This window comes from Marinobacter sp. MBR-105, from assembly GCF_053628895.1.
This window is the reverse complement of sequence record NZ_JBRJHG010000036.1, coordinates 1-5,794: the sequence shown is the minus strand read 5'-3', so window position 1 is coordinate 5,794 and position 5,794 is coordinate 1. Positions and strand designations below refer to the sequence as shown.

General features: G+C 61.6%; 1 protein-coding gene. It reads right to left on the bottom strand.

Features of this window, described 5'->3' with window-relative positions:
* Positions 1-5,794, bottom strand: a 5,794-nt coding sequence (locus tag ACSSVV_RS20685; protein ID WP_454106945.1) for a hypothetical protein, incomplete at both ends; no start/stop codon positions are given.

Here is a 5,794-nt window from a genome sequence, read left to right as displayed (position 1 = left end):
TGCCGTTACGATCCTGAGCTGTGGCTTCGATCGTCAGGTTGCCATCGACCAGGCGGGAAATGTCCACGCCGGTCAGGGTGTAGGCACCGTCGGCGTCGACGGTGGTGGTGGCATTGACGGCATTACCGGCAGAGTCGGTGATGGTAATCGCAATTTGCCCATTTGGCGCCACGTCCGTGGTGGTGCCGGACAGGTTCACGGTCTGCGCGGTGTTGTCGACGGTGTCGACAGAGACGGTCAGATCACCGGCGGTGGCATCGAAGGTGCCGTTGGCCGAGTCACTCACGGCATTGCCGTTGCGGTCCTGCGCCGAGGCCTCCACGGTCAGGTCACCGTCGACCAGGCTGGAGATGTCGACGCCGGTCAGACTGTAGGAGCCATCGGCACCGACAGTCGTGGTGGCGTTGACGACATTGCCAGCAGAGTCAGTAATTGTGACGCTGACTTCTTCATTCGGCGCCACATCGGCCGTGGCGCCGGACAGGTGCACGGTTTGCGCTGCGTTATCCACTGTGTCGACAGAGACGGTCAGATCACCGGCGGTGGCATCCAGGGAGCCGTTGGCGGAGTCGGAGACAGCGTTGCCGTTACGGTCCTGAGCCGTGGCTTCCACGGACAAGTCGCCATCGACCAGGCTGGAGATGTCCACGCCGGTCAGGGTGTAGGAACCATCGGCACCCACGGTGGTGGTGGCAGTGACGACATTGCCGGCGGAGTCGGTGACGGTTAGGTCAATCTGGCTGTTCAGGGCCACGTCGGTGGTGGTACCGGACAGGTTCGCGGTTTGCGCCGTGTTATCAACGGTGTCGACAGAGACGGTCAGATCACCGGCGGTGGCATCAAGGGCACCGTTGGCCGAGTCACTCACGGCATTGCCGTTGCGGTCCTGCGCCGAGGCCTCCACGGTCAGGTCACCGTCGACCAGGCTGGAGATGTCGACGCCGGACAGGCTGTAGGAGCCATCGGCACCGACAGTCGTGGTGGCGTTGACGACATTGCCAGCAGAGTCAGTAATTGTGACGCTGACTTCTTCATTCGGCGCCACATCGGCTGTGGTGCCGGACAGGTTCACGGTTTGCGCCGTGTTATCGACGGTGTCGACAGAGACGGTCAGGGCACCGGGAGTAGCATCGAAGGTGCCGGTTGCCAAATCACTCACGGCATTGCCGTTACGATCCTGAGCGGACGCTTCCACGGTCAGGCTGCCATCGACCAGGCTGGAGATGTCGACGCCGGTCAGACTGTAGGAGCCATCGGCACCGACAGTCGTGGTGGTGTTGACGAGATTGCCAGCGGAATCGGTGATGGTCACGTTAACCTGGCTGTTTGGTGCCACGTCCGTGGTCGAGCCGGACAGATCGGCGGTCTGGTTACCGTTATCGACATTGGCAATGGCCACGGTCAGATCACCGGCGGTGGCATCGAAGGTGCCGTTGGCCGAGTCACTCACAGCATTGCCGTTGCGATCCTGGGCCGTGGCTTCCACGGTCAGGACGCCATCGACCAGGCTGGAGATGTCGACGCCGGACAGGCTGTAGGAGCCATCGGCGCCGACAGTCGTGGTGGTGTTGACGAGATTGCCAGCGGAATCGGTGATGGTCACGTTAACCTGGCTGTTTGGCGCCACGTCCGTGGTCGAGCCGGACAGATCGGCGGTCTGGTTACCGTTATCGACATTGGCAATGGCCACGGTCAGATCACCGGTAGTCGCATCAAGTGAGCCTGCCGCCGAGTCGGAGACAGCGTTGCCGTTACGGTCCTGAGCCGTGGCTTCCACGGTCAAGTTGCCATCGACCAGGCTGGAGATGCCGACGCCGGTCAGGCTGTAGGAACCATCCGCACCGACGGTGGAGGTTGCGTTCACGATATTGCCAGCCGAGTCGGTGATGGTCACCTCAACTTCGCTGTTCGGGGCCACGTCGGTGGTGGTACCCGACAGATCGATAGTCTGGGCATCATTATCGACGTTGCTAATGGTCACGGCGAGATCGCCAGCAGTAGCATCAAAGCTGCCGGTCGCCGAGTCGGTGACGGCATTGCCGTTGCGATCCTGTGCTAACGCTTCCACGGTCAGGTCGCCGTCGACCAGGCTGGAGATGTCGACGCCGGTCAGAGTGTAGGAGCCATCGGCACCGACAGTCGTGGTGGCGTTGACGACATTGCCAGCGGAATCGGTGATGGTGACGCTGACTTCTTCATTCGGCGCCACATCGGCCGTGGTGCCGGACAAGTGCACGGTTTGCGCCGTGTTATCGACGGTGTCGACAGAGACGGTCAGGGCACCGGGAGTAGCATCGAAGGTGCCGGTAGCCAAATCACTCACGGCATTGCCGTTACGATCCTGAGCGGACGCTTCCACGGTCAGGACGCCATCGACCAGGCTGGAGATGTCCACACCGGTCAGGGTGTAGGCACCGTCGGCGTCGACGGTGGTGGTGGCATTGACGGCATTACCAGCAGAGTCGGTGATGGTAATCGCAATTTGTCCATTTGGCGCCACGTCCGTGGTGGTGCCGGACAGGTTCACGGTCTGCGCGGTGTTGTCGACGGTGTCGACAGAGACGGTCAGATCACCGGCGGTGGCATCGAAGGTGCCGGTTGCCGAGTCGGTGACGGCATTGCCGTTGCGATCCTGAGCCGTGGCTTCGACCGTCAGGTTGCCATCGACCAGGCTGGCAATATCCACGCCGGTCAGGGTGTAAGAACCATCAGTGTCGACAGTAGCGGTGGTATTAACGACGTTGCCGGCGGAGTCGGTGATGGTCACGTTAACCTGGCTGTTTGGTGCCACGTCGGTGGTGGTACCCGACAGATCGATAGTCTGGGCATCATTATCGACGTTGCTAATGGTCACGGCGAGATCGCCAGCAGTGGCATCAAAGCTGCCGGTCGCCGAGTCGGTGACGGCATTGCCGTTACGATCCTGAGCTGTGGCTTCGATCGTCAGGTTGCCATCGACCAGGCTGGCGATATCCACGCCGGTCAGGGTGTAAGAACCATCAGTGTCGACAGTAGCGGTGGTACTAACAACGTTGCCGGCGGAGTCGGTGATGGCAATGTCGACCTGTTCATTCGGCGTCACGTCGGTGGTGGTGCCGGACAGGTTCACGGTTTGCGCCGTGTTGTCGATGGTGTCCACGGAGACGGTCAGAGCACCGTCGGTCGCATCAAAAGCGCCGTTGGCCGCGTCAGTCAGGGCGTTGCCGTTACGGTCCTGCGCGGACGCCTCCACGGTCAGGTCACCGTCGACCAGACTGGAAATGTCGACGCCGGTCAGACTGTAGGAACCATCGGCGCCGACGGTGGCGGTGGCGTTCACGATATTGCCAGCCGAATCGGTCATGGTAATCGCAACTTGCTCATTCGGCGCCACGTCCGTGGTAGTACCGGACAAGTTCACGGTTTGCGCCGTGTTGTCGATGGTGTCGACAGAGACGGTCAGATCACCGGCGGTGGCATCGAAGGTGCCGGTTGCCGAGTCGGTGACGGCATTGCCGTTGCGATCCTGGGCCGTGGCTTCGACCGTCAGGTTGCCATCGACCAGGCTGGAGATGTCGACGCCAGTCAGGGTGTAGGAACCATCGGCACCCACGGTGGCGGTGGCATTGACGGCATTACCGGCAGAGTCGGTGATGGTAATCGCAACTTGCTCATTCGGCGCGACGTCCGTGGTGGTGCCGGACAGGTTCACGGTTTGCGCCGTGTTGTCGATGGTGTCCACGGAGACGGTCAGAGCACCGTCGGTCGCATCAAAAGCGCCGTTGGCCGCGTCAGTCAGGGCGTTGCCGTTACGATCCTGCGCGGACGCTTCCACGGTCAGGTCGCCGTCGACCAGGCTGGAAATGTCGACGCCGGTCAGGCTGTAGGAACCATCGGCGTCGACGGTGGTGGTGGCATTGACGGCATTACCAGCAGAGTCGGTGATGGTAATCGCAATTTGTCCATTCGGCGCCACGTCCGTGGTGGTGCCGGACAGGTTCACGGTTTGCGCCGTGTTATCAACGGTGTCGACAGAGACGGTCAGATCACCGGCGGTGGCATCGAAGGTGCCGGTTGCCGAGTCAGTGACAGCATTGCCGTTACGATCCTGCGCGGACGCTTCCACGGTCAGGTTGCCATCGACCAGGCTGGAGATGCCGACGCCGGTCAGGCTGTAGGAGCCATCGGCGCCGACAGTCGTGGTGGTGTTGACGAGATTGCCAGCGGAATCGGTGATGGTCACGTTAACCTGGCTGTTTGGCGCCACATCGGCCGTGGTGCCGGACAGGTCGACGGTTTGCGCTGCGTTATCCACGGTGTCAAGAGAGACGGTCAGAGCACCGGTAGTCGCATCAAGTGAGCCTGCCGCCGAGTCGGAGACAGCGTTGCCGTTACGGTCCTGAGCCGTGGCTTCCACGGTCAAGTTGCCATCGACCAGGCTGGAGATGTCCACGCCGGTCAGACCGTAGGAACCATCGGCGCCGACAGTCGTGGTGGCAGTGACGACATTGCCGGCGGAGTCGGTGACGGTTAGGTCAACCTGGCTGTTCAGGGCCACGTCGGTGGTGGTGCCGGACAGGTTCGCGGTTTGAGCTGTGCTATCAACAGTGTCGACAGAGACGGTCAAATCACCGGCGGTGGCATCCAGGGAGCCGTTGGCGGAGTCAGTGACGGCGTTGCCGTTACGATCCTGAGCTGTGGCTTCGATCGTCAGGTTGCCATCGACCAGGCTGGCGATATCCACGCCGGTCAGGGTGTAGGAACCGTCAGCGTCGACCGTGGCGGTGGTATTAACGACGTTGCCGGCGGAGTCGGTGATGGTCACCTCAACTTCGCTGTTCGGGGCCACGTCGGTGGTGGTACCCGACAGATCGATAGTCTGGGCACCATTATCGACGTTGCTAATGGTCACGGCGAGATCGCCAGCAGTGGCATCAAAGCTGCCGGTTGCCGAGTTGGTGACGGCATTGCCGTTGCGATCCTGTGCTAACGCTTCCACGGTCAGGTCGCCGTCGACCAGGCTGGAGATGTCGACGCCGGACAGGCTGTAGGAGCCATCGGCGCCGACAGTCGTGGTGGTGTTGACGAGATTGCCAGCGGAATCGGTGATGGTCACGTTAACCTGGCTGTTTGGTGCCACGTCCGTGGTCGAGCCGGACAGATCGGCGGTCTGGTTACCGTTATCGACATTGGCAATGGCCACGGTCAGAGCACCGTCGGTCGCATCAAAAGCGCCGTTGGCCGCGTCAGTCAGGGCGTTGCCGTTACGATCCTGCGCGGACGCTTCCACGGTCAGGTCGCCGTCGACCAGGCTAGCGATATCCACGCCGGTCAGGGTGTAGGCACCGTCGGCGTCGACGGTGGTGGTGGCATTGACGGCATTACCAGCAGAGTCGGTAATGGTAATCGCAATTTGTCCATTTGGCGCCACGTCGGTGGTGGTACCGGACAGGTTCACGGTTTGCGCCGTGTTATCAACGGTGTCGACAGAGACGGTCAGAGCACCGGCGGTGGCATCGAAGGTGCCGTTGGCCGAGTCACTCACAGCATTGCCGTTGCGATCCTGTGCTAACGCTTCCACGGTCAGGCTGCCATCGACCAGGCGGGAAATGTCCACACCGGTCAGGAAATAGGAGCCATTCGCACCGACGGTGGCGGTCGCGTTCACGACGTTGCCAGCGGAATCGGTGATGGTCACCTCAACCTGGCTGTTCGGGGCGACGTCCGTTGTGGTACCCGACAGATTGATCGTCTGGTTACCGTTATCGATGGTGGCAATAGACACGGTGAGATCACCGGCGGTGGCATCGAAGGT